This window comes from Paenibacillus chondroitinus NBRC 15376 (assembly GCF_004000765.1).
GTDB lineage: Bacteria > Bacillota > Bacilli > Paenibacillales > NBRC-103111 > Paenibacillus_E > Paenibacillus_E chondroitinus.
Genome location: NZ_BILW01000037.1, coordinates 1 through 23,031, shown reverse-complemented (window position 1 = coordinate 23,031; position 23,031 = coordinate 1). Strand labels below are relative to the sequence as shown.

The window sequence follows — 23,031 nt, the reverse complement described above, 5'->3', positions numbered from 1 at the left end:
AAGTAGGATGGAAAAAGAGGCTCACCCCTCGTCATTCATATGACTTGGGGCAGCCTCTTTTTTATCAAAATGATTATCTTCTAGCGTTAAAGCCAACAAAAGCTTTTGTGTTGAAATCGAACACAGCTGTCAGCGGTCCAAGAAGCTCGTCTTGGTCTGTGTTGTAAGTAACCGTTACGAAATTGCCGTTAGCAGCTTGTACTTCAGCGAGCAATTTCTTTTGCTCATCTGTGGAAGCCAATACGCCTGCTTCTTTAGCAGAAACAATTTGAACAGCAGCTTCGTCTTGTTTCGATGTAATATGGGAAGCTTGCTCTTTCACTTGCGCCCATGCCAAGTTGCGGTACTCTTGAGCTGCCTCTGGCGACATTTTCGGAGTGCCGATTACAGGGGATTGGGCTTGAACAACGAGCAAGTAAACTGGGCTTTGAGGAGGAAGGCTCTTAGTCTCCATCGGACCGTAGTAAGCTTTAACTTTCGTGCCGGCTTTCAAATCTTCCCAATTCACGGATTCACCTTGGGATGTCATAACGCGAGTTTCTTTACCTGCGTTTAGTACTAAACCATCTAATTGAACTTGCCAGCCGTCATCTGTATGTTTGACTTCTTTAATGGCATCTTCTTTGACCAAACGGTCTGCATAAACGTTAATGTTTACAGCATGTGCTTGACCTGGGTAGCTCATCGCCATCGCTGGTCCGAATCCGGCATCAATTTGAGTTCCGACTTTCAGATCGGCTGCAGTTAACGTTTTACCGTCTAAGCCTTTAATAACAGTGGATGAATCTACGTTTAAAATAACCCAAGTGCTGCCCAGCAGCTCGATGCGGGCGCTGCCGTCTTCCTTAGCTTGTACGCTTACAACGACACCGGTTGCACGCATCAAGTCAGCCGCTTCGTCGAGCTCGATTTCTTTGTTAGCTTCGTCATATTTTACAGTATATCCAAGCTGAGTTGCAGCATCGCGTACTGGGAGATAGGCTTTTCCATCAATGTAAACAGGTGTAAGTGCGCTGTCTTGTCCATTAACAATAATTTTTACATCCTTTTGCAAGTAACCTGTTACTTTCTCCACGATTCCTTCTGCCCCGACTGCCGCCGTTGTACCAAGGATCCCAGCCAAAGTTAATATTACAGTTAGTTTCTTTTTCATATGATAAAGCTCCTTCCGGTTTTTGAAATGTAGGTTGATTTATGTCGACAATTCATCAAACGGAAGTTGCTTCGAAAAGGTTGCAGTTGTCCTAAAAAATTTGTTTGTCCATGAATCCGCTCACTGCGAAAGCACCCTCTGAGACCTTCTTTTAGTAAAAGTCAAAGATGCCAATGTAACGCCGCCAACGATAAACACGGAACCAAACATTTGTTGTGAAGTAACGAGCTGGCCGAGAACAAGATAGCCAACAATCATCGCGACAAACGGTTCCAGGTTCGAGAACATGGCTGCCTTCGCCGCCCCAACCTTTTGCAGTTGGCTGTTCCAAACGAGGGTGACGATGCCGTGCATCAGGATAGCCGTGACAATGAGCAAAATCCATGCCCATGCTTCATGGCTGATGTTCCAGCCTGTCCCATTCGCGAGTACAATCGGTACCATCGTGCCGAATCCGACCAAGGTCGAATACACAGTGATGATGATAGGCGGCAGCCTGCGAGCCAGCAGACGTACTAAGACAATGGAGGTGGCAAACGTAATCATCGTAATAAAAATCCATAGGTGACCGATATGAAACTCCAGTCGGGAGCCGTTGAAAACAACGAGAAATATACCGAAGATGGCCATTAACGAGCCAACCAGCATGCTTGGCGTTAAGGCTTCTTTTAAAAATAGGGCTGCCAAAAGGGCCGTCGTAATGGGGGTTAGCGCGAGAATAAGCGCTGAGGTGGTTGGGTCGGCTGTTTCTAACCCTTGATAAAATGACCACTGGTTAATAAATACACCGATAACGCCAAGCAGGATAAGCAGCTTCCACTCCTGTTTGTTCATGGGAAGGAAGCGGTGCCGCATCCATGTATAGCCAAGTAGAAATAAGGATATGAAAAGCAAGCGAGCCACAGCAATAAACAAGGGGGAGAATTGTTGGACAAGGATGTTGCCAAAGACAAAGTTGCTCCCCCAAACGGTCACGCAAAAGATTAACAACAAGTAGGAACGAAGCATGTAAGTGAATTCCTCTCAATGATTTCCCAGGTGTTTCTTCATCACTTTACCGCACCAATACACAATCACGAGCAGGCTTGACACCATCATGCTAACCCAGACGGCCTCTAAATTTCCTAGTGTGTATCGGCTTGAATAGCCCGCGATCAGTCCGATCAATGCGCAGAGCGGGATGAAATTATCCACTTTGCCTTTGCTGAAAACGATGAACAGAAGAGGGACAATGAGTGCCGCGTAGATGATGCCAAAGAAAAAGAGCAGATCCAGAAGTGTAGGGGTGTAAAAATAAGTAAGCGCAAACGACAGAACGCCGATCGCTATCGCCAGCATATATCCCATGCGCATTTTCTGTTTCTCATTGGCGTCAGGCTTCAAGAGTGGATACACGTTGCCCGCAATGAGACTGATCATGGAGTGCAGACCTGCCCCGAAAGCGGAGGTCACAGCGCCGAAGGAACAGAGAACGAACAAAACCAACAGGAAGATTGTGTCAATCTTACGGATGAGATCAAACAGGAGCGAATAAATGTTATTAAAACTGCCTGTAAAGATGACGACCATGATTAACGATGAAAAAGCCAGCGGAACGGTTGCCCAGATGAGCCCGGAGAGCAGAAAGGTAGGCACGATTTTTTTGCCTTCGATCATGTACAGACGCTGCCACGTTGCTTGGTCGACGAAAATTTGTCCGAAGCCGATTAATAGGCCTGTGCACATAAAAAATAAGCCTTCATGATTGTTCAGCACAAGCAAATAAGGATGATAGAGGCGAATGCCTTGGTAGACGTTTTCAACCCCTTTGGCAATGAAGAAATAAAGCGGGATCAGGATCGCTGCGGCAAACATCAGGATGACTTGAACGAATGCCAAACGCTGGATAAGCGCCATGCCGCCAAAGCCGACATAGATCACGCAAAGCAGGAAAAAACAAAGCATGCCGATCGAAATCGGAACGCCCAGTAGAATGTTGACAAGCACGCCGGCGGCCATTCCCTGCGTAAACAAGCCCTCAATGCTGGTGATAAGCAGGATCACAATCATCATCCAATAGCCGAGGCCGTGCAGTTTATTTTGGAAAAAATCTCCAATAGTCAAGCCGTCGCCGTACTCTCTACGCACCTTTTTTCCCAGCCATCCGAAAGCCATTAGCGCGATAGCTCCCATCAACGCGTAGCCAATTCCACCAAAGATGCCGTATTTGACGAGTGCTTCGGGAGAAGCGAAGATGGTAATTCCGGTTACCCATCTGGCTAAGATCGCTATGACCCCGAGGCCAATGCCAATCTTGGCTGCTCCCTGCGCATATTCACGAAACGATTGGTACTGCAAGATTATTTCTCCTTCTCGCGAAATTCTTTCGGTGTTTGGTTGGTGCTTTTGCGGAAAATGGTGCAGAAGTAATGCTGGCTGTTAAAGCCGCTTTTCTCCGATACGGTAGAAATACTCCACTCGGGATGGGCGATGAGATACTTTTTGGAAATCTGGATGCGGTACTGCATTAAGTATTCAGAGAACGACACACCCACCTCGTCATGGAAACGCCGGCTTAAATAGGTTGGGTTAATATGAACCTCCGCAGCAAGGTCGGCAAGCGCGAGCTTCTCTGCATATTTTTCATGGATAATAGTAAGCGCGTCATGAATGACATGGGAGTACTTGGTTTGCGGCATTTTGTTGCGGTATTTGCTTAGAATATCCACTAATTCGCTTTGAATGACCGGCTTTGTCATGTAATCCACAACGCCTAGTCGGATGGACTGTTTGGCATAATGGAAGTTTTGGTAAGCGGTGACGATAATGAATTCCATATCCTGATTGTGCTGACGCAGCTCTTCGCCAAGCTCCAGCCCTGATTTGCCTGGTAAATTGATATCCAGAAAGGCCAGATGAATTTTCACCTTTTGGCTAACGGCGGCAGCCTGGCTGCTATCGGATGCTTTGTACAAATTCCAATAAGGAAAAAGCGGGTGAATCAGATACTCAAGCTGCTCCAGCTCAAGGGGCTCGTCATCCACGAGTAATACGTTCATTAAGTCACCTCTTTATAAGTTAGGTTCTAGGATGAAAGGCCATTTGACCTGCACTTTCGTGCCTGTCTCCGGAATCGATTGAATCTGCAAGCTGGCGTGATCGTTGAAGTAGAGATGCAGACGGCGTCTGATGTTGTCCAAGCCATGCCCGCTTTTCTCCTCGATAGCGGCTTCCATTTGCTCCATCGTGCCATTATCGAAGACCGTAAGGTTAGCCATTTCTTGCTCGAGGAAAAAATGGATGTCCAGGTTCACGGCGCCAATTTTCCTCTCCAGCCCATGCTTAAACGCATTCTCAACGATGGTTTGCAAAACAAAAGGCGGGATAAAGGCTTCCTGAATGTCTTCCTCACACGTTAGCGTGACCGTCAGGCGAGCGCCGAAACGCAGCTTTTGAATCTCGATGTAGTACTCTGTGTAACGAATTTCCTCCCGAAGAGGAATGACAGGTTCCGTCGTTTTATATTTAAACTTAAGGAATTGGGAGAAAACCTCAAGGGCTCTGACCAACTCTTCCGTTCGTTCCAATCGCGCCAGGGTTAGAATCACATTCAACGAGTTGAATAAAAAATGGGGCTGAATTTGCTGATTTAATTGGTTGTAAAGCGATTGCTGAAGCTCTTTTTCCAGCTCAATCTTCTTCGTTTTGTTCTCCAAGAGATCGATGCGCTTCTCGAAAACGAACAAAAATAATAAAGTAATAGCTCCAATAATTGGAGCTAGAATGAACAATAAAATGAGTAAGGTAAAACCCTCAAAGCTAAGCATGAGATCCCTTCTGCATACGTTTTAATATATGGTTTCTCTACCAGTTTAAATTATTCGTCATGATAAAGCGAATGATGTCAATAATTACCTGAGGCAATCAAGTGGCAAGCGACTTGATGTCCTTCACTGGTGTAGCGCAGCTCGGGCTCTTGCGATTTGCAAGCTTCGACGGCGAACAGGCAGCGTGTATGAAAGCGGCATCCTTGAGGCGGATTGATTGGAGAGGGAACATCGCCGGTCAACAGGATGCGCTCCTTCTTTTCCTTCTGATTGGGTACAGGAATAGCGGAAAGGAGTGCTTTGGTATAAGGATGCTGCGGGTTATCGAAAAGCGATCTTTTGTCTGCGATTTCTACGATTTTACCCAGATACATGACCATCACCCGATCTGAGATGTGGCGCACCACGCCTAGATCATGAGAGATAAACAGATAAGTCAGTTTATACTGTTTCTGCAGCTTCTTCAAGAGGTTCAGCACTTGTGCCTGAATCGACACATCCAGGGCGGATACGGCTTCATCGCAGATGATAAGCTTCGGCTCTACAGCGAGTGCGCGTGCGATGCCGATTCGTTGTCGTTGGCCACCGCTGAATTCATGCGGGTACCGATCAATATGGTCCGGCCGTAACCCGACGTTGTCGAGCAGCTCCTTAATACGTTCTGTCCGCTTTTCCTTCGGAATGACATCTTGTATGGCCAGCGCTTCGCCGAGAATTTGGCGGACAGTTTGCCTTGGATTCAGCGATGCGAAAGGATCTTGGAAAATAACTTGCATGTCCTTGCGCAGCTTTCTGAGCTCGCTTTTATTCAGGCCCAGGACATCTTTATCCTGAAAAAGAATATCTCCTCCGGTCGGTTCATCCAGGCGCAGCAAGGCTCGTCCTGTGGTTGATTTGCCACAGCCTGATTCACCTACAATGCTAAGCGTTTCACCCTCATAGATGCTGAAGCTGATGTCGTCCACAGCTTTTACATGGTTGACGGTTCGTCCCAAGATGCCGCCTTTGATCGGAAAGTATTGTTTCAAATGGTTGATTTCAACTAAAACGTTTTTCTCCACGTCACGTTCCACTGGTATGGTCATTGGATGGAATCCCCCGCTTTCTTACGCGCATCAGGCTGTGCGTCCCATTCCGGCGTATACATCCAGCAGCGAACCTGACTGTCGTTGCCGACATCGGTTAGCTCCGGCATCGTTGTTTGACATAACTCTCTGGCGTGAGGACAACGAGGAGCGAAACGGCATCCCTCCGGCATGTTGTACGGGCTTGGGACACTGCCTTTGATCGCTTGCAGCTCTTCTTGGTCTTGGTCCGCGCGAGGCAGAGAGTTAAGTAACCCGATGGTGTAAGGATGTTTCGGATTGGCAAACAATTCACTCGCATCGGTATATTCGACGATTTTGCCGGCATACATGACAGCGACGCGGTCACATGTTTCCGAAACGACGCCTAGATCATGCGTGATCATGATGATACTCATGCCCAGTTGCTTTTGCAGCAGCTTCATTAAATCGAGAATTTGCGCTTGAATCGTGACATCAAGAGCCGTTGTCGGCTCATCCGCAATCAGTATTTCCGGGTTGCAGGCCATCGCCATCGCGATCATCACGCGCTGCCGCATGCCTCCGCTCAGTTCATAAGGCTCTTGTTTGGCGCGTTTCTCCGGGGACGGAATACCGACAAGACGCAGCATGTCGACGGCTTTCTCCCAAGCTTCCTTTCGGCTCATCTTCTGGTGATGGCGAAACACTTCCGCTATTTGTTCTCCAACTGTGTACACGGGATTTAATGAAGTCATAGGTTCTTGGAAAATCATCGAAATTTCGTTGCCTCGGATGGCACCCATTTCTTTATCCGTTTTCTTCAATAAATCTTGCCCTTTGAACAGGATTTCCCCGTTAAGGATGCGTCCTGGGGGACTTGCGATCAGCCTAAGGATGGAAAGCGATGTAATGCTTTTACCGCAGCCCGATTCGCCTACAAGCCCGAGTGTTTCCCCTTTATGGAGTGTAAAATCAATCCCGTCAACAGCTCGGCTTACGCCTTCATTGGTAAAGAAGTGTGTCTGAAGATTGCTTACTTCCAGAACCTTTTCTTGTTGTTTAAGCATCTCATTCCCTCCTTTTAATCCAGCTCGATACGTTTGTTGAAGTTGCGATACAGTACATCGACTGCAAGGTTAACCAAGACGAAAATCATGGACGCGACCAGTACGCCGCCTTGAACCACAGGCAGGTCACGCATGCGGATGGCATCTACAATCAGCCGTCCAAGTCCGTTGATAGCAAAGACAGACTCTACCAATACCGTACCGCCGAGCAGTACGCCGAATTGTAGACCAACCACGGTAATGACAGGGATTAGCGCGTTCTTCAGGGCATGCTTATAGATAATAATGCGTAATTTCAAACCTTTCGCTTTGGCTGTTCGAATATAATCCTGGCGAATGACATCCAGCATGGTCGAACGCGTCATCCGGGCGACAATGGCGGCACCTGAAGCACCAAGTGTGATCGCTGGGAGCACAACATGTTTCCAGGTTCCCCAGCCTGCGACAGGAAAGATGTGCATTTTCACGGAGAAAAAGTAAATCAGCGAGAGCCCGAGACAGAAGCTGGGCAAAGATACACCGAGCAAAGCGATGATCATGATCGTAATATCCGATACCGTATATTGCTTCGTTGCGGATATGATGCCGGCAAGCATCCCCAAAACAATGGTGATGAAAATACTGGCCACAGCAAGTTCGATAGTGATAGGCAAACGAATCATGATTTCTTTAAAAACAGGCAGATTGGAACGTAGTGAAGTCCCGAAATCTCCTTGAACCACGTCAAAGACGTACTGGACATATTGAATAAATAATGGCTGATCCAGCCCCAATTGATGCCGGATGCGTTCTACGGTCTCAGCGGAAGCCCCTTCTCCTGCGAGCAAAACGGCCGGATCTCCCGGTACGAGCTGCATAATCAGGAACACGACTAGAATGACGCCGAGCAGTACCGGGATCATCTGGAGCAGCCGGCGAATGATGTATACGAACATGGTTATCCCCCTTAGAGTCTTCCTTTAGGAAGACTGTCTTCGAAAGCATACGCTTAAAGATTACTGTTTCATTCTTGGATCCAGAGCGTCTCTTAGCCCGTCTCCAAATACGTTAAAACCAATAACTAATGTAGAGATAGCTAGTCCCGGAAATAAAGCCAAATAAGGGACTGTGAATAAAAAGTCGCGGCCATTGCTCAGCATGGCACCCCACTCAGGCAAAGGCGGTTGAGCGCCTAGTCCCAAGAAAGATAAGCCTGCGGCAGAGAGGATGGCCGTTGCGAGCCTTAGAGTCGCTTGAACGATAATCGGAGACAGGATGTTCGGGAAAATGTGCACGAAGATGATCCGCATATCGCTGGCTCCTAATGAGCGAATGGCGTCGATGTATTCCAATTTTTTAACCGACAAGGTCGAACCGCGAACGATCCGGGCGAACATCGGAATGGAAAATACGCCAATGGCGATCATGACATTGATTAGACTGGGGCCTAAGGCGCTTACGATGGCGAGGGCTAGCAAAATGCCCGGGAAAGCAAGCAAAACGTCAATCACACGCATGATGATCGTATCCACCCATTTTCCATAATAACCGGCAAATAAACCGAGAACGATTCCGAAGAAGGCTCCGATAAATACGGCTACGAACCCTACAGAGAGTGAGAGGCGCGTCCCGACAATCAACCGGCTAAGCACGTCGCGACCCTTATCATCCGTCCCCATCCAATGTTCGACTGAGGGAGGTTTTAGTTTGTTCACTAAATCAATATGATAGGGATCGTATGGTGCTAGCAGCGGAGCGAAGATTGCGACAAGGAAGTAAAAAAGAATTACGTACCCACCCAACATCGCTAACTTATTTTTCCGAAGCTTTAAATAAAATGTTCTCCACTTGCCAGGACGAGCGGAGAGAGCCTGTTTTGGTAGCGCTTGCTTTTGTCCAGCATATTCAACATTCATCTAGCAGTCCTCCTTTGTTTAATTAAAGTTATCAGAAAACAAGGCGAAGTAAATAAGCTTTGGGCAACTCGTAAAGATACCTTAAATAGAAGTAAAGATTGTGAAAATAAAACACAGAATATTCTTTATAATTGAGGGAGTACGAGCAAATCACACCGAATTTTGGGAAAAGGAAGGAAGGGTGAGCAATTCGTGAGTTCATCTTATTGGTTAACCAATGTTCGTCTGGAGAGCGGCTATTTGTATGAAAATGGCGTGATCTCCGGGACAGAAACTGAAATCTGCCATCTGCGTATAGAGGGTGGCGTCATCAATGAAATCGTTACAGCGGATAAACCGCTAGAAACAGATCTTCCAAAGCAAGACGGAAAGAACCTGCTGTTATTGCCATCATTTATTGAAAAACATGTTCATTTGGATAAGACGTTAATTGGGGATACGTGGCGTGCAGTCACCCCTGTAGCTAATATCATGGGACGTTTCGAAGTGGAGAAACGGATTCTTCCTTCACTGCCGACTTCGACCCAGGAGCGAGCAGAAAACTTGCTGGCTACGCTATTAAGTGCAGGTTCGACGGAAGTGCGGACGCATGTGGATATTTATCCGGAAGCAGGACTGCATAACCTGGAAGCCGTGCAGAAGGCGTTGGATACTTATGAGGGGAAACTTTCTTATGAAATAGTAGCTTTTCCACAACATGGCTTATTGCGATCCGGGTCCAAAGAGCTGGTTAGAGCAGCCCTTCGTGAAGGCGCTACGCTGATTGGCGGCGTCGATCCCGCCATGGTGGACGGGGACGTTGAAGCTTCTTTGCAGCAGATGATGGAGCTGGCTGTTGAGGCGAATGCGGGAGTCGATCTGCATCTGCACGATCCGGATTATTTGGGCACTTTTACGATGAGACGGTTGGCAGCGCTTACGATGGAAGCGGGTTTGCAAGGAAGAGTGGCGATCAGCCACGCGTTCGCTCTTGGCGAAGTGCCTGCCGGTGAAGCTGCGGATTTGTCCGCTATTTTAGCCGAGGCCGGCATTACGATCATTACAAGCGCGCCACACAGCAGAACACTGCCGCCGGTACCGCTTTTGCATGAGAAAGGGGTGGCTGTTGCGGCAGGCTGCGATAATATTTTTGATACTTGGCAGCCTTTCGGGAACGGGGACATTTTGGAACGGGCAGGCCGCTTAGCCGAACGTTTCCGCTGGATTGACGAGTTGTCCTTGTCGCAATCGCTCGGTTTCATTACCGGCGGAAAGACGCCGCTGGATCGAGACGGCAAACGTGCATGGCCTAATGTCGGAGATGAGGCAAGCGTGGTTCTGGTGGAGGCTACTTCCACAGCGGAGGCTGTCGCGAGAAGAGCTGAGCGTAAGGCCGTCTTCTACCGCGGGACGTTGGTGGCAGGAGGACTCCAGCCATGATTGATTTACTACTCGTTCATGGCGTCGTGATTACCATGGATCAAGATCGTCGCATTCTCGAGAATGGGGCTGTCGCGATCCACGATGGGAGAATTCTGGAGGTTGCTGACACCGAGCAATTACTTGCGAAGTATGAGGCGAAGAAAACGATCGATTGCAATCACCACTGTGTCCTGCCTGGCTTGATCGATGTCCATGGTCACGGCGGCCATTCCATGTTCAAGACAATCGCCATGGACAATATCAGTTTCTGGATGCCGATCATGACGCATACGTATAAGCACTTTGTAACGGATGAGTTCTGGTATTACGAAGGTAAGCTGAATGCGCTTGAACGTTTAAAAGCAGGGATTACGACAGGCGCCTGTGTGCTTGGTTCGATGCCTCGCTCCGACGATCCGATCTTTGCGCTTAATCACGCCAAAGCTTATTCCGAAGTTGGCATTCGGGAGATCGTCTGTACGGGCCCTTGCAATCCGCCGTGGCCGCATTCGTTCAGCCGTTGGGTGGATGGGAAGCGGGTAATCAGAGAAGTAACTTACGAAGAAGTGCTGCAAGGTGCCGAGTCGGTCATTGAAGCTTTGCATCATGCGCACGACGATCATATTCGTGCTTTCATCACGCCTTTTGTAATCGTTACTTCGGTTAATCCGTCAGCCCCGACGCCGCCGGACCAGTTATATGGCTTAACCGATCATGATCGTTATCAAGCGAAAAAAATTCGCGAGATCGCTCGAAAATATAACACGCGGATTCACTCGGATGCCTTCGGAGGCATGATTCACCTGGCGATTCAAGATAAAGAAAACGCTCTGCTTGGGCCAGATGTGCATCTGCAGCATTGCCGCGGCATTTCGTTTGATGAAGCGCGAATTTTGGCTGAAACAGGAACCAATGTTAGCTCTGCACCAGGATTTGGACAAGTGAATGCGCGAACGCCTATTACGGAACTGATGGAGATGGGCGCAACTGTGGCGATTTCCACGGACGGTACCTCACCTGCAGCCAGCTTTGACATGTTTCAAGCAATGCGCAAGACGCAGATGATTCATCAAGCGGCGCTTAAAGATTACTACTATTTGCCGGCCGGCAAGCTGCTTGAGATGGTCACGATCGATGCCGCCCGCTGTGTAGGCTGGGATGATGAACTAGGCTCTTTGGAAGCTGGGAAAAAAGCGGATGTGATTACGGTCAACATGCGCCAGCCTCATTTGACACCTGAGTATATGTATGTGCACCGTTTGGTCCATCAGGCCGTGGGGAGCGACGTAGACAACGTTATTGTGAATGGGAAAATCGTGATGGAAGATCGCAAAGTGCTAACGGTTGATGAATTCTCGGCACTTGATGAAGCGAATGAAGAAGCGAAACGGACGATTGAGCGCGCAGGGCTGCAGAAATATATGGAACCGACCAAATATTTCTGGGGTCACACCAGAGCTTATGTGGATGAGAAGCGTTTTGATCCTGAGTTGCTGTAAGAGATTACAAATTTGACAGGGAGAAAGGGTGTAACCAACATGAGTATGACAACGGCTTATTGGCTAACTAACGTTTGTTTGGAGAGCGGCTATCGCTATGAAAATGGAAGAATTGCAGGTACGGAAACGGAGATTTGCCACCTGCTTATTGAAGATGGGAAGATTGCGCAAATCGTGTCTGCTGACGCAAGCTTAGACAGCGATCTGCCTAAGCAAGACGCGAAGAAGCTGCTTCTTCTTCCAGCGTTCCGCGATATGCATATTCATATCGATAAAACGTATTACGGAGGGCCGTGGAAAGCTTGTTCCCCGCCTGTGAACATTTTTACTCGTTTAAAGGAAGAAGAGACGCTGCTGACAGAGCTGCTCCCAACTGCCAGGGAACGAGCTGAAGCGATGCTTGGACTGCTGCTGAAAAACGGAACGACCCACGTCCGCAGCCATTGCAACATCGATCCCTATATTGGCTTGAAAAATCTTGAAGCCACTCTGCATGCTTTTGAAACTTATTCCGGCAAGCTGTCTGGCGAAATCGTAGCCTTCCCGCAGCACGGGCTGCTGCGCAGCAACGTTGTGGAAATGGCGCGCGAGGCGCTGCGAATGGGAGCGACATCCATGGGTGGCGTAGACCCGGCCTCCGTCGATCAGAACATTGAGAAATCGTTAAATACGATTATGGAATTGGCTGTAGAGGCTGATGCTGACGTGGACGTTCACATCCATGACCCGGGCCATTTGGGGATCTTTACTTTCAAAAGGCTTGCCGCACTAACCGAGGAAGCGGGTTGGCAGGGGCGCGTAACCGTCAGCCATGCGCTAGGTTTCGCTGACGTTCCGGTCGAGCTGCAAAGCGAGGTGGCCGAGTTGTTTGCGCAGCTGGGCATCGCGATTACCTCCACCGTGCCAATTAACCGAGCGACGATACCGATTCCGCTGCTCAAGCAAAAAGGCGTATCCGTCTCGCTAGGCGACGATAGCATCACGGATCATTGGTCCCCATTCGGCCAAGGAGACAGTTTGGAAAGAGTCGGCCGCCTGGCGGAGCGATTCCGCTGGAGTGATGAGCGTTCGCTGGCGCAGGCGCTCGGCTTCATTACAGGCGACAAGATTCCGCTTTCTGCGGAAGGTGCTCGCGTCTGGCCGGCTGTTGGCGACGAAGCAAGCGCGGTGCTTGTTCACGCGAGTTGTTCGGCGGAAGCGGTAGCGCGGAGAGCCGAGCGTCAAGCGGTGCTGTATCGCGGGAATGTCGTTTCCGGTTCGTTGTAATCACCAAAGGCATAGTTTTCTCTCATTCGGGAGAGGGCTATGCCTTTTTTTGTTGTGCGTTTCTCAAATCCTTGATCATTTTTGTCATGCTGTAAGGAACTAGTAAGGAATACCCTGAAAATATCAATGAAAAGAGTGAGGCCAGTAGTGTAGGATGGAATTGAAATTAATCCCAAATAAAGAATTTAATGAGAACTTGATTGCCTGACTGATTTAGGAGGTGATTAAAGTGTAATACATAAAACTCGTTCTTAAACATCACTGGCGTATGTTAATCAATTAAAAAGGGAGTGCACTTTCATGAAACAATGTCTAATTAGGTACGGATGGATAACGATATTGGTGCTTGTGTTAGTTGCATCCATCTCGCCATTCGCAGGAACTTCGACGTCGTACGCATCGGGAACACAATTTGCTCTGAAACTTATTAATGAACGCAGCTTAAAGGCGCTATCCGTCAGCGGATGGGATAAACAAGCGGAAGGTGCGCTAATTCAACAATTTCCGAATGTAGAAGGGGATTATCAGAAATGGTATCTCGAATATTTAGGAAACGGATATTATCATATCAGAAACGTAGGCAGTGGATATTTATTGGATGTTAGCGGAGTATCTTCCTCTGATGGGGCCAATGTCATTCAATGGCCGGACAATAACGGGTGGAATCAACAGTGGGAAATTATCGGAACCGGTGAAAATGATCCGGTGAAAATTAAAAACCGTGGCAGCGGCAAATTGTTGGATATGTCGGGACAATCGACATCCGATGGAGGGCAAGCCATTCAATGGTATGATAATGGCGGCCACAATCAGCACTGGTATTTATTATCATAACGAATACTCGTTAAACTTAATAAAACTGTCAAGGTAAGGTGAACTTGGCGGTTTTATTTTTTTTAAAGAAAAAGAAGTAAAGATTATATAAATACAAGTAAAGATTGTGAAACTAAATAATCTGAAAATTATTTATTATCGAAATAAGAAGACCATTCATTCGTAAAGGGGATTTTGCATGAAAGATACTATGTTAGCGCTTTCCTGGTTGTAGCTTGTTTGCATATTAAAAATAGTAAAGATATTGTAAATAGACGTAAAGAATGTGCAATGTTCTAAAGCTATTTTTTTCTATAATGCTAATAAGCCATTTTAAAGTAGTAGATAAACGATAGAAATAGGAGGGTTTATACAATGAAAAGAAAACTTATTCTCGGCGGCTTTCTCGCGATATCCCTTGCAGGTATGTCCGTGTTGGCCGGATGCTCCTCTTCACCAGATTCGACAACAGATAATGGGAAAGCCGCGGAAGCTTCCCAAGCGGGCGGTACGCTGACCATCGCAAGAAAAGCGGACGCGAACAACCTGGATCCGCAATTTATTACAAACATTCCTTCAGCGAACTACATTTATGGTAAAGTTTACGAAGGCCTGCTCATGACAGATAAAAATATGGAGTACAAGCCTTCTCTGGCATCAGAATGGAAGCAGGTCGATGACTTAACTTGGGAGTTCAAGCTGCGTCAGGGTGTGAAGTTCCACGATGGCACGCCGTTTACAGCAGATGCGGTTAAGAAGACTATGGAACGTGCTTTGGATCCAAAAGTTAATTCGCCAAGAGCAAGCAATTTCTCCATGGTCAAAGAAGTGAAGGTTGTGGACGACTACACGGTTCAATTCATTTTGTCCTATCCGTATGCTCCTATTCTGTCCATTCTAGCTAGTACCGAAGGCAGTATCCTTAGCCCGAAAGCCATTGCGGAACAAGCGGACAAGCTTTCCAAAAACCCGATTGGCACAGGTCCATTCAAATTCCAGTCATGGACGCCAGGACAAGAGATGGTTCTTGTCAAAAATGATAGCTACTGGGGCGAGATTCCGAAAGTAGATAAAGTTGTTTACAAAGTAGTTCCAGAGGATACTACGCGTGTCGCCATGGTGGAATCGGGCGAAGTTCAAATTAGCGATCAATTGCCTGTAACCGAATTAGACCGCGTGAAAAATTCTTCTTCCATGACACTGGCTCGCACCGAAGGGCTTGGGGTAGAATACATCGGTTTTAACACAAAGAAAAAACCGTTCGATGACCCGCGCGTTCGTCAAGCATTCTCCTATGCCATTGAAAAGGACTCCATTATCAAAGGCGTTTATAACGGTGTGGGCAGCAAAGCGATCTCCGCTCTTTCTCCTAAGATGATCGGATTTAATGCTAATTTGGCCGAATATACGTACAACATCAACAAGGCGAAAGAATTGCTTGCCGAGGCTGGTTTTCCAAATGGATTTAAAACATCTATTGTAACTGACGATAGAAAAGAGCGCATCAACTTGGCAGAAGTGGTTCAATCTCAGTTGAAAGGGATTGGCATCGACCTTGAAATCAAAGTGATGGAGTATGGTGCTTACCTGGATATTACCGGTAAAGGTGAACATAATCTGTTTATCGGCGGTTGGGGCAATGCGACCGGGGATGCGGATTACAATCAGTATAATGTGTTTCACAGCTCTTCCCATGGAAGCAAGGGCAATCTGGCTTTCTATACCAACGCGGAAGTGGATAAGCTAATTGAAGACGGCCGTCGTGAGAAAGATGTGGAGAAACGTAAAGAGATTTACGCCAAAGTGCAAGATATCGAGATGAAAGACAGTCCGTTAATTCCAATTCGGACCATTGATCACGTAGCCGTAACAGCTAAAAATGTCAAAGGATTCTCGTTGAGTCCAATCGGATATCTGATGTTAAACGATGTTACCGTAAAGTAAGGGAGGTACAATGGAAACACAAAATCGCCGGTTCTACGGCAGCTTAAGCACATTTCAATGGTTTATTTTCCTGCTGGCCAATTCTGTCGCACTGCCTATCGTCATCGGTGGCATTTTTCACTTATCGATAGAGGAAGTTTCGGCGTTGATGCAGAGAACATTTTTGGTCGTTGGCTTGAGTTCCTTCATCCAAGGATGGTTAGGGCATCGGTATCCGATCGCAGACGGTCCCGCAGGTTCATGGGTCAGTGTGTTTGTGATATTAGCAGACGTAGCAGTCAGACAGGGGCAAAGCTTGAAGGAAACGCTGCAAATTTTGGAGGGGGGATTTCTTATTGCGGGTCTACTCCTCCTTATCCTTGGCTTGAGCGGATATTTCCACCGATTGCTGTTCCTGTTCACCCCTCTGGTTACCGGTTCTTTTCTTTTGATCTTGGCGCTTCAGCTTAGCGGTGTTTTTATGAAAGGAATGATCGCGCTACAAGGAGAATCATCCTTGCCTGATTATGGAACTGCAGCTATATCGTTTGGCGTGTTTATTCTCGTCATCCTTCTTTCGGTCAAAGGAAAAGGTTGGATCAAAAACTATGCCGTGCTGATCGGAATCTTATCCGGGTGGCTGCTATATACGCTGCTCGGCAAAAGTTCGGCTTCCGTTAGTACGAACGAATCTTGGGTTAAGCTGCCGGAGTTGTTCGCATGGGGAAATCCGCATTTTAATGCCGGAATCGTGATCACGGCCATTCTGTTTACGTTTATTTTAGTGTCCAATACGATCGCTGCGGTTTCCGCTGTCAGCCAAGTCGTACCGGAAGCTCCGGGGAAATTAAAAGAAACCTTGAATCGCGGCGGAATAGCCGGCGGAATTTCTCACTTCTTGTGTGCTGTATTCTCGACAATTGGCGTCGTTCCCTTACCGGTATCCGCGGGCTTTATTCGACTAACCGAACAGACCCGCGTTCGCCCGTTTCTTGTGGCTTGTTTGGCCTTGTCGGGGATTTCGCTGGTTCCGGTTATCGTGAATTTCTTGGCGCTGCTCCCAGGACCGATCGCTACGGCGGCATTACTGGCATCTTTTGTTCAAATGATCGGGATCGCATTCCAGTCTATTCTAAGGGAAACGCTGGATCAACGCCGACTGACGATTCTAGGCATCACGCTATTGATTAGCATTGGGCTTATGTTTCTGCCGCCAACAGCATTCCAAGGACTTCCATCGATCTTGCAATATGTATTTAGCAATGGACTGCTTGTAGGCACGATGATTGTGATTTTGCTTGAACAACTATGGAAAGCCGATAAAGCATAAGCATATATCTATAAAAATTGTCGCTATCTGGCCTCAGAGCTGGAGAAGCGGCAATTTTTTGCGTAGGCAACGGTCAGTGCCACCGAGAACAACTAAATCTTGTATTGCCCTTACATACAACTTCTGCTAAGATGATCTAGACTTATTAAAATGATTTAATAAGTGTTGGCGCTGTAGTGATATCCGCGATACAGGCGATGCTTATAATTGAAGGAGAAGGGGTGGTACGATGGCAACCATGTTCTTAGTTGTTATTTATTTGGCATTTATTAGCCTGGGAATTCCAGACTCCTTGCTGGGATCGGCGTGGCCTGTGATACGACCCGATATCGGCGCTTCATTTGGCTTCGCGGGAATCTTGTCGATGATTGTGGCAGGAGGAACCATCGTATCCAGTCTGGCAAGCGGGCGTTTGGTTCAGCGAGTGGGGACGGGCAAAATTACCCTGATCAGTTGCTGCCTTACTGCAGGAGCGCTGCTTGGGTTCTCGATGGCGCCTTCGATGATCTGGCTTATCTTTTTAGCCATTCCTCTTGGTCTGGGCGGAGGTGCGATTGACGCGGCGCTAAATCATTATGTAGCTGAAAATTATAAAGCCCATCACATGAACTGGCTGCACTGTTTTTGGGGTGTAGGGGCAACTCTTGGGCCTATTATCATGTCCTTTTATATTGCTGAGCACAACTCCTGGAGAGATGGTTATACAACGGTATCCATGATACAGTTCGCACTCGCTATTGTATTGCTTGTTACGCTCCCTTTATGGAAACGTGTTGCGGTTAGCAGGGAGGCTGAGGGTCTTAACAGTGAGATTCTACAAGAGCAGGTCGGAGAGCAGATACAACTGGCGGCTAGTTCCAAAGCTAGCGTGCTTCAGATTAAAGGTGTTAAACAGACACTTATCGCCTTTTTGTTCTATTGCGGTGTTGAATCGACGGCAGGATTATGGGGAGCCAGCTATTTGGTTGGCGCAAGAAATATGACAGCCGAGACAGCTGCCGGATGGATCTCTTTATACTATGGCGGAATAACGATTGGAAGACTGATTACAGGGTTTATTACAATGAAAGTCCACAATCGTGTGTTGATCCGGTGCGGTCAGAGCATGGCCATTGCGGGTGGGTTAATGCTGTTGCTTCCGCTGCCTCAAATTTTCTTGGTTGGACTCATTCTGATTGGCATCGGGCTTGCTCCCATCTATCCTGGCCTGCTGCATGAAACGCCTGCACGCTTTGGTCGCGAAAACTCCGCCAAGCTAATGGGATTTCAGATGGCAGTCGCGTATACGGGATCCACGTTTTTACCACCGCTCTTTGGCTTGCTCGCTTCACAGATGACCATCAATTTGTTCCCTTTTATTGTGCTGGCTTTTATTGTTTTGATGATGTTGAGTACAGAGCAAGTAAACCGTATTTTAAAATAAGGGCAATTCATTTAGCGAAGTTATTTGCTAAACGGATTGCCCCAAGGTGGTGACACTATTTTACGGACTCAGCAGCCGTTATTTTGTCTTTTTGGTTAGATTGGAGAAATTAACGGACCGAGGAGCCGTTATCTACTGGTTTGCAGTTGTTTTAGGGACATTTCTTGGCGAATAGCGGCATGTGAGTCCGTTAGATTCCAATTCTATTCCAAAAGCAACCAATAGCGTCATCCCAGTCCGTTAGCACACAGAAAAGCTCAGAAAGTGGTGAGATGACATCCCTGAATCCCGCTAATAGCCGCTCACCAATTTAGCCCTCTCTAAAGCCAACTCCCAACAGCCTCCTACAGTCCCCCATCGCGGTTATACCAGGACTTGAGCCATTAAATTTCACACATTCCTCTATGGTTCATCGTAAATTCCTCCGGAAATGATCAGACGACAATGCCAATACATGTTCATATTGCGAACCTCCCTGCTTTTAAAAAGTAAAGCCTATGCTCTTAAAACCTTTTCGTGGCATCCTTTACCGGGAATTCAGATATTGCGTAAGATGACATATACCAATACTCCTGCGAGAAAAAGTGTTGAGACCAATGAGATTAACTTAAGGAAAGTTTCAACCCTTGATTTCATATCCGTACCTCTTTAATAGTTGATAAAACGCAGGAAAATCGGCATTTATTCTTTTGTCCTATAAACAATCAGAATGGAACTTCGTTGGAGTCCAGCATCATGTTTCCCTGTCTTAAAGATAGAGCCGTAGCATACGTTAATCACCTGATCATCCGATAGCTCAGTCAGAAATTGGTTAGCTCTCGACTCTGCGTAGGATGAATCCGTGTCCAAAAATTCTTTCACTTGAATCACTTTCAAAACCTCCTTTCGTAATAAATACATGAAATGTAAAAAGGACGAAATACAACAAGACATTCCGATTTAGACGTGGAATGCCTTGCGTATTCCTCTGACCATACCACTGAAAGTAAACGCTGTCAATTCGGCGTAGTTTTGTTAGTTGAGCTGATAATGCCTAGTGGAATTAGCGGATATTGCCGCCCCAAATTCTTACATATGGTTGACGATTTCGATTAAATAATATTATAATTCCTAATGTTAGGATAAATAATATTATGGGTAAGAAGATAGATCATTATGGGGGGACTTTAAACGTGGAAATAGGTGTAGATACATTTGTGGAAACAACGCCGGATGTTCATACCGGCCAAACGATAAGTCATGCGGAGAGATTGCGTGAGGTTGTCGAAGAAATCGCGCTTGCCGATCAGGTTGGGCTCGATATATTCGGAGTCGGCGAGCACCACCGTAAGGAATTTGGGGATTCCGCTAGTGTTGTAGTCTTGGCAGCCGGGGCGGCTGTGACCAAAAATATACGTTTAACCAGTTCGGTTACCGTGCTCTCAGCTGCCGATCCAGTCCGTGTATTTCAGGAGTTTGCAACGCTCGATGGCATTTCCAATGGACGTGCAGAAATCATTGTGGGTCGAGGCTCTATGGTCGATGCGTTTCCTTTGTTTGGTTACGATCTGAACGACTATGAAGAGCTATTCGAGCAGAAATTGGAGCTTTTACTGAAACTGAGGGACTCGGAAAAAGTATCCTGGAAAGGAGGGCATCGCCCCGCCTTTACGAATTTAGGTGTTTATCCGCGTCCTGTTCAGAGCCCTCTCCCCGTATGGATTGGCAGCGGGGGGAACCCGGAATCGGCCATCCGCGCAGGCGTATTGGGAGTGCCGCTTGTTTTGGCGATCATTGGCGGGAGCCCGGTGCAATTTGCTCCCATCGTGAAGCTCTATAAGGAAGCAGCTACGCGTGCAGGACATGATGCGTCAAAATTACCTGTGGCTGTACACTCGCTCGGTTTCGTAGCCGAAAGCACCTCGCTTGCCGTCGACAGGTATTTTCCACCTACTCAGGCTTCCATGAATATATTTGGTAGAGAACGCGGATGGGGGCAATACAGCCTTGCACAGTTCGATGCTTCTCGCAGCCTGGAAGGTGCACTATATGTAGGCGATCCCGAAACGGTGGCCAATAAAATCGTGTATATGAGCAAACATTTAGGTTTCTCGCGATTTATCTTGCATTTACCTGTTGGTACAATGCCTCATGAGGAAGTTTTGAAAGCCATTGAACTTCTGGGAACGGAAGTCGCACCGCGGGTTCGGGAGCAGATCGCAAGCATCGAAGCCTAAAGGATGATAGGAGCTTCCATCGTGGAGGCTTCTTTTTTACTATCGAAATTGAAGTTAATAAAATATAATAAACGTACTGGGGTGCATCCAATATAATTTTAGGAGGATAAGCTTATTATTGCGATAATTGCATCAATTTTCGTGGGCATAGTGGCAATAGAACATGTGTATATTCTTGTTCTGGAGATGTTTTTATGGACTAGTCCTCGCGGGATGAAAGCTTTTGGCATGACGAAAGAGCAGGCAGTGGCCACCAAATCGCTGGCTGCCAATCAAGGATTATACAATGGATTTTTGGCGGCTGGGCTCATTTGGGGACTTGTTCATCCAGATCCATTGATCGGGCGCTCCATTCAACTCTTTTTCCTTTGTTGTGTGATTGTTGCTGCCTTGTACGGCGGGGCAACCGCAAAAAGGTCGATCTTACTCGTGCAAGGTTTGCCGGCTGTGATTGCGTTGCTGTTTGTTCTCTTGTGAGTCAATACATTGAAAAGGTCCTGTTAGCACGGGGCCTTTTTTGCTGTCCAGTAAGCTTGAACGAATTAATGGAATGAGCGGAAGGAAAGTTCTTTATAAAAGATTTCTACCTGTGCGGCAAACGGCATAAAGGATAAAATGAGTTTATTGCTAATGAGAAACGTGGTGATTTTTATGGAGATTATTACTTATGATGGTCTGGTTGCTGGACTTCGGGCTGCGGGTTGTGTTTTCGCAGAAGATGAGGCTCAAATGCTCATTTCGGCAGCGAGGTCGCCGATCGAGTTAGCCGCAATGGCGGATCAACGTGTTTTAGGTCATCCGCTAGAACACGTAATTGGTTGGATGGAGTTCTGCGGTCTTCGGATCGAGGTGGACCCTGGCGTCTTCATTCCACGTCTACGTACAGAGTTTCTTGTTCAGCGGGCCACCGAAATTGCCCAATCAGGAGACGTCGTCCTTGATCTATGCTGTGGAACCGGCGCATTGGGGGCGGTTTTGGCTGCAGAGGTGAAAGACACTGAGCTATACGCCGTGGATATCGATCCTAAAGCAGTGCAGTGCGCCCGCAGAAATATTACAGCCGTGGGAGGCCATGTATTCGAAGGTGACATCTTTGCCCCCCTGCCCGTGACATTGCATAACCGTATTGATATTCTGCTGGCAAACGTACCTTACGTACCAACCGAAGCAATTGAGCTGCTTCCCTCAGAAGCTCGTATCCATGAGGCACGCCTGGCGCTTGATGGGGGAGAGGACGGACTTGATGTGCTGCGGCGTGTTGCACTTGAAGCTCCGCTTTGGCTGGCGCCTGGCGGACACCTGTTGGTTGAGGTCAGCGAGCGGCAGGCGCTGCAAGCCGTAGAGATTTTTGTTCGGAACGGTTTGATTCCGACCGTGTCCAGATTCGAAGAATTAGATGCTACGGTTATCGTGGGAACGAGACATATTTGACATAGAACATGTGTTCTGTTAATATTTTATCTATGAAAACACCACATGTCAAATTATTATCTTGGTCGGAATCTAATCTTGATTTGCTTCGTAAGATCAATGCCCCTGAGATGATGGAACACCTAGGTGGCTCTGAAACGGAGGAGCAGTTGCTAAAGCGCCACCAACGATATCTCGAGATCGGGGACAAGGGATCAGGTCGCATGTATAGCATTATACTGCTTCCAGACAATGAGACGGTCGGTAGTATTGGTTACTGGGATAGCAAGTGGAAAGAAGAGAGTTTCTATGAGATTGGTTGGAGCGTCCTGCCTGCCTATCAAGGGAGAGGCATAGCGACAGCAGCGGTATTAGAAGCAATTGCTAACGCAAATATGGAGAAGAAACATAAGCATATTCACGCATTCCCATCTATTCATAACCCGGCATCGAATGCAGTTTGCGAGAAGCTTGGCTTTCAACTAATCAGTGACTGCGAGTTTGAATACCCTCCGGGGAACTTCATGCAGTGTAATGATTGGAGACTAGGGCTCGATGTATGAAAAAAGTTTTTTAGATTAAAAGGTTGTAATAGTTTTAAATCCATGGTATATTGCAAATCCGCCATTCAACGCGGATGAATAACGTGAGTAATTCATTTAGCTTCGCTTAAAGAATAGACATGAAGTAGTCAGACAAATTGATTAAATAACATGTTGAAAACTTTAAGAATGGCTCAAAAAAAACACTTGCATTTGAAATTCTTACATGGTATATTACTTC

The 23,031-nt window shown here is 47.2% G+C and carries 21 protein-coding genes; 11 read left to right on the top strand and 10 right to left on the bottom strand.

Annotation, left to right across the window (positions count from 1 at the left end; translation table 11 throughout):
• Window positions 1-73: 73 nt before the first annotated feature.
• From PCH02S_RS27860 to nikC, 9 genes are all read right to left on the bottom strand, one after another.
• Window positions 74-1,153: a stalk domain-containing protein gene (locus PCH02S_RS27860; RefSeq protein WP_127457372.1), complete on the bottom strand. Its 1,080-nt coding sequence runs from the start codon at window positions 1,151-1,153 to the stop codon at window positions 74-76.
• A 120-nt stretch (window positions 1,154-1,273) separates the two neighbouring features.
• Entirely contained in the window at window positions 1,274-2,161 is an 888-nt protein-coding gene (locus PCH02S_RS27855) for a DMT family transporter (RefSeq protein ID WP_127457371.1), read from the bottom strand.
• A gap of 15 nt (window positions 2,162-2,176) precedes the next feature.
• A complete protein-coding gene (locus PCH02S_RS27850; protein WP_127457370.1) occupies window positions 2,177-3,490 on the bottom strand; it encodes a sodium:solute symporter family transporter in 1,314 nt (437 codons plus the stop codon).
• A gap of 2 nt (window positions 3,491-3,492) precedes the next feature.
• Entirely contained in the window at window positions 3,493-4,191 is a 699-nt protein-coding gene (locus tag PCH02S_RS27845; protein ID WP_127457369.1) for a response regulator transcription factor, read from the bottom strand.
• A gap of 12 nt (window positions 4,192-4,203) precedes the next feature.
• Window positions 4,204-4,959: a sensor histidine kinase gene (locus PCH02S_RS27840; protein ID WP_127457368.1), complete on the bottom strand. Its 756-nt coding sequence runs from the start codon at window positions 4,957-4,959 to the stop codon at window positions 4,204-4,206.
• 77 nt (window positions 4,960-5,036) lie between these two features.
• Window positions 5,037-6,044 (bottom strand): ABC transporter ATP-binding protein, encoded by a 1,008-nt coding sequence (locus PCH02S_RS27835; RefSeq protein ID WP_127457367.1) that lies wholly within the window; start codon window positions 6,042-6,044, stop codon window positions 5,037-5,039.
• Window positions 6,041-7,072, bottom strand: a complete 1,032-nt coding sequence (locus PCH02S_RS27830) for an ABC transporter ATP-binding protein (protein ID WP_127457366.1) — start codon at window positions 7,070-7,072, stop codon at window positions 6,041-6,043. The genes PCH02S_RS27835 and PCH02S_RS27830 overlap by 4 nt, the downstream gene beginning before the upstream one ends.
• Window positions 7,073-7,086: 14 nt before the next feature.
• Window positions 7,087-8,007 (bottom strand): ABC transporter permease, encoded by a 921-nt coding sequence (locus PCH02S_RS27825; RefSeq protein ID WP_127457365.1) that lies wholly within the window; start codon window positions 8,005-8,007, stop codon window positions 7,087-7,089.
• Between the two features lie 60 nt (window positions 8,008-8,067).
• Complete coding sequence (nikC, locus tag PCH02S_RS27820; RefSeq protein WP_127457364.1) at window positions 8,068-8,967, bottom strand: nickel transporter permease; 900 nt, start codon at window positions 8,965-8,967, stop codon at window positions 8,068-8,070.
• 192 nt (window positions 8,968-9,159) lie between these two features.
• Here nikC and PCH02S_RS27815 point away from each other — a divergent pair, with 192 nt between their 5' ends.
• The 7 genes from PCH02S_RS27815 (at window position 9,160) to PCH02S_RS27785 (ending at window position 18,622) form a co-directional block, all read left to right on the top strand.
• Window positions 9,160-10,386: an amidohydrolase gene (locus tag PCH02S_RS27815; protein WP_127457363.1), complete on the top strand. Its 1,227-nt coding sequence runs from the start codon at window positions 9,160-9,162 to the stop codon at window positions 10,384-10,386.
• Window positions 10,383-11,867: an amidohydrolase family protein gene (locus PCH02S_RS27810; protein WP_127457362.1), complete on the top strand. Its 1,485-nt coding sequence runs from the start codon at window positions 10,383-10,385 to the stop codon at window positions 11,865-11,867. Before PCH02S_RS27815 ends, PCH02S_RS27810 begins: the two co-directional genes overlap by 4 nt.
• Window positions 11,868-11,906: 39 nt before the next feature.
• The gene (locus PCH02S_RS27805; protein ID WP_174806831.1) at window positions 11,907-13,133 is read left to right on the top strand and encodes an amidohydrolase family protein; all 1,227 of its coding nucleotides are present in this window, start codon (window positions 11,907-11,909) and stop codon (window positions 13,131-13,133) included.
• 300 nt (window positions 13,134-13,433) lie between these two features.
• Entirely contained in the window at window positions 13,434-13,967 is a 534-nt protein-coding gene (locus PCH02S_RS27800; protein WP_127457361.1) for an RICIN domain-containing protein, read from the top strand.
• Window positions 13,968-14,321: 354 nt separating this feature from the next.
• Window positions 14,322-15,890 (top strand): glutathione ABC transporter substrate-binding protein, encoded by a 1,569-nt coding sequence (locus PCH02S_RS27795; RefSeq protein WP_127457360.1) that lies wholly within the window; start codon window positions 14,322-14,324, stop codon window positions 15,888-15,890.
• A gap of 10 nt (window positions 15,891-15,900) precedes the next feature.
• Window positions 15,901-17,199, top strand: a complete 1,299-nt coding sequence (locus tag PCH02S_RS27790; RefSeq protein WP_127457359.1) for a purine/pyrimidine permease — start codon at window positions 15,901-15,903, stop codon at window positions 17,197-17,199.
• A gap of 229 nt (window positions 17,200-17,428) precedes the next feature.
• The gene (locus tag PCH02S_RS27785) at window positions 17,429-18,622 is read left to right on the top strand and encodes an MFS transporter (protein ID WP_127457358.1); all 1,194 of its coding nucleotides are present in this window, start codon (window positions 17,429-17,431) and stop codon (window positions 18,620-18,622) included.
• Window positions 18,623-19,303: 681 nt separating this feature from the next.
• Here PCH02S_RS27785 and PCH02S_RS27780 read toward each other — a convergent pair.
• Entirely contained in the window at window positions 19,304-19,492 is a 189-nt protein-coding gene (locus PCH02S_RS27780) for a sporulation protein Cse60 (protein WP_246069282.1), read from the bottom strand.
• A 302-nt stretch (window positions 19,493-19,794) separates the two neighbouring features.
• Between PCH02S_RS27780 and PCH02S_RS27775 the strand changes: the two genes are divergently transcribed.
• The 4 genes from PCH02S_RS27775 (at window position 19,795) to PCH02S_RS27760 (ending at window position 22,811) form a co-directional block, all read left to right on the top strand.
• Entirely contained in the window at window positions 19,795-20,838 is a 1,044-nt protein-coding gene (locus PCH02S_RS27775; RefSeq protein ID WP_127457407.1) for an LLM class flavin-dependent oxidoreductase, read from the top strand.
• Between the two features lie 117 nt (window positions 20,839-20,955).
• Window positions 20,956-21,315, top strand: a complete 360-nt coding sequence (locus PCH02S_RS27770) for a DUF1304 domain-containing protein (protein ID WP_127457356.1) — start codon at window positions 20,956-20,958, stop codon at window positions 21,313-21,315.
• A 153-nt stretch (window positions 21,316-21,468) separates the two neighbouring features.
• Window positions 21,469-22,269 carry a putative protein N(5)-glutamine methyltransferase gene (locus PCH02S_RS27765; RefSeq protein WP_407670136.1) on the top strand — a complete coding sequence of 267 codons (801 nt, stop codon included), beginning with the start codon at window positions 21,469-21,471 and terminating at the stop codon, window positions 22,267-22,269.
• A 32-nt stretch (window positions 22,270-22,301) separates the two neighbouring features.
• Complete coding sequence (locus PCH02S_RS27760) at window positions 22,302-22,811, top strand: GNAT family N-acetyltransferase (RefSeq protein WP_127457355.1); 510 nt, start codon at window positions 22,302-22,304, stop codon at window positions 22,809-22,811.
• Window positions 22,812-23,031: the final 220 nt, after the last annotated feature.

Coding starts and splice junctions, on each gene's coding strand:
- PCH02S_RS27860 (WP_127457372.1), bottom strand. CDS start 1,153: ATGAAAAAGAAACTAACTGTAATATTAACTTTGGCTGGGATCCTTGGT.
- PCH02S_RS27855 (WP_127457371.1), bottom strand. CDS start 2,161: ATGCTTCGTTCCTACTTGTTGTTAATCTTTTGCGTGACCGTTTGGGGG.
- PCH02S_RS27845 (WP_127457369.1), bottom strand. CDS start 4,191: ATGAACGTATTACTCGTGGATGACGAGCCCCTTGAGCTGGAGCAGCTT.
- PCH02S_RS27840 (WP_127457368.1), bottom strand. CDS start 4,959: ATGCTTAGCTTTGAGGGTTTTACCTTACTCATTTTATTGTTCATTCTA.
- PCH02S_RS27835 (WP_127457367.1), bottom strand. CDS start 6,044: ATGACCATACCAGTGGAACGTGACGTGGAGAAAAACGTTTTAGTTGAA.
- PCH02S_RS27830 (WP_127457366.1), bottom strand. CDS start 7,072: ATGCTTAAACAACAAGAAAAGGTTCTGGAAGTAAGCAATCTTCAGACA.
- PCH02S_RS27825 (WP_127457365.1), bottom strand. CDS start 8,007: ATGTTCGTATACATCATTCGCCGGCTGCTCCAGATGATCCCGGTACTG.
- nikC (WP_127457364.1), bottom strand. CDS start 8,967: ATGAATGTTGAATATGCTGGACAAAAGCAAGCGCTACCAAAACAGGCT.
- PCH02S_RS27810 (WP_127457362.1), top strand. CDS start 10,383: ATGATTGATTTACTACTCGTTCATGGCGTCGTGATTACCATGGATCAA.
- PCH02S_RS27805 (WP_174806831.1), top strand. CDS start 11,907: ATGAGTATGACAACGGCTTATTGGCTAACTAACGTTTGTTTGGAGAGC.
- PCH02S_RS27800 (WP_127457361.1), top strand. CDS start 13,434: ATGAAACAATGTCTAATTAGGTACGGATGGATAACGATATTGGTGCTT.
- PCH02S_RS27795 (WP_127457360.1), top strand. CDS start 14,322: ATGAAAAGAAAACTTATTCTCGGCGGCTTTCTCGCGATATCCCTTGCA.
- PCH02S_RS27790 (WP_127457359.1), top strand. CDS start 15,901: ATGGAAACACAAAATCGCCGGTTCTACGGCAGCTTAAGCACATTTCAA.
- PCH02S_RS27785 (WP_127457358.1), top strand. CDS start 17,429: ATGGCAACCATGTTCTTAGTTGTTATTTATTTGGCATTTATTAGCCTG.
- PCH02S_RS27765 (WP_407670136.1), top strand. CDS start 21,469: ATGAGAAACGTGGTGATTTTTATGGAGATTATTACTTATGATGGTCTG.
- PCH02S_RS27760 (WP_127457355.1), top strand. CDS start 22,302: ATGAAAACACCACATGTCAAATTATTATCTTGGTCGGAATCTAATCTT.